General features: G+C 49.3%; 1 protein-coding gene. It reads right to left on the reverse strand.

The genetic code is table 11. The annotated features are described in order from the left end of the window. Window positions 1–38 precede the first annotated feature (38 nt). Window positions 39–1,126, reverse strand: a protein-coding gene (locus SPM24T3_RS24015) for an IS3 family transposase (protein WP_086013253.1) whose coding sequence is annotated in 2 segments (ribosomal slippage) — window positions 39–874 and window positions 874–1,126 — 1,089 coding nt in all. Because the reading frame shifts where the segments join, the coding sequence is not laid out codon by codon here. Between the last annotated feature and the right edge of the window lie 70 nt (window positions 1,127–1,196).

Raw genomic sequence — 1,196 nt, forward strand, 5'->3', positions numbered from 1 at the left:
GGTAATCCCCCCATTTTTAACGGAGGTAATAAGTAGAATCAGGTCATGCGTTGAATATGCTGCATCGGCGTAAAGCCATTCAGCGCCATATTCGGTCGTTCGTGATTATAAAACCATTGCCACCGCGTGGCATACCCCTGCAATTCCTCAAGCGAGGAAAATAGGTGCCGCCCCAGCCAGTCATAACGCACTGTCCGGTTATATCGCTCAATATAGGCATTTTGCTGAGGTTTGCCCGGCTGAATAAAACGCAGGGTTATATTTTGCTGAGCTGCCCACAACATCAGTATCTTGCCGGTATATTCTGGCCCGTTATCGCATCGTATTGCTGCCGGTTTACCTTTCCATTCAATGAGTTGCTCGAGAGTCCTTACCACACGATTTGCGGGCAGAGAAAAATCCACCTCAATGGCCAGGGCCTCACGATTAAAGTCATCGATAACATTCAGTAAACGTACGGAACGGCCATCCGATAGCTGATCATGCATGAAGTCCATCGACCAGCATTCGTTGCTGTTTTCAGGCACCTTTAACGGTTCGGGTTTGTTCCGTTTCAGTCGTTTTTTCGGCTTTATTCGCATGTTCAGCGACAACTCGCAGTAAATCCGGTAGACCCTTTTGTGGTTGAACCGGAAGCCCTTTACGTTGCGAAGGTATAAAAAGCACAGGCCAAATCCCCAGTTGCGCTGACTGTCAGTGATGCGGAGCAGCCAATCGGCAATAACGGCATTTTCTTCATTCAGCTCAGGCTGATAGCGATAACAACTCTCGCTGACGACAAACAACTGGCAGGCAAAACGTATGCTGACGCTTCGGTTTCTGACCGCATCCTGTGCCATCAGCTTTCGATGCGATGGCTTCACCACTTTTTTGCCATGGCTTCCTGAATAATCTCAGCTTTGAGCCGTTCTTCGGCGTACATCTTTTTGAGGCGGCGGTTTTCGTCCTCCAGTTCTTTGAGACGGGCCATCATGGAGGCATCCATCCCGCCAAACCGTGAGCGCCACTTATAGAAACTGGCATTGCTCATGCCATGCTCGCGGCACAATTCAGCCACCGGCGTTCCGGCCTCGGCTTGCTTCAGGATGGCCATGATTTGACTGTCGGTAAAACGTGATTTTTTCATAGAAATCTCCCCGGTTCAGATTACGAGAAAATTCTACTTATGGACACACCGGTTTTTAGGGGGGATTACC

The organism is Serratia sp. M24T3 (genome assembly GCF_000257645.1).
Taxonomy (GTDB): Bacteria; Pseudomonadota; Gammaproteobacteria; order Enterobacterales; family Enterobacteriaceae; genus Rouxiella.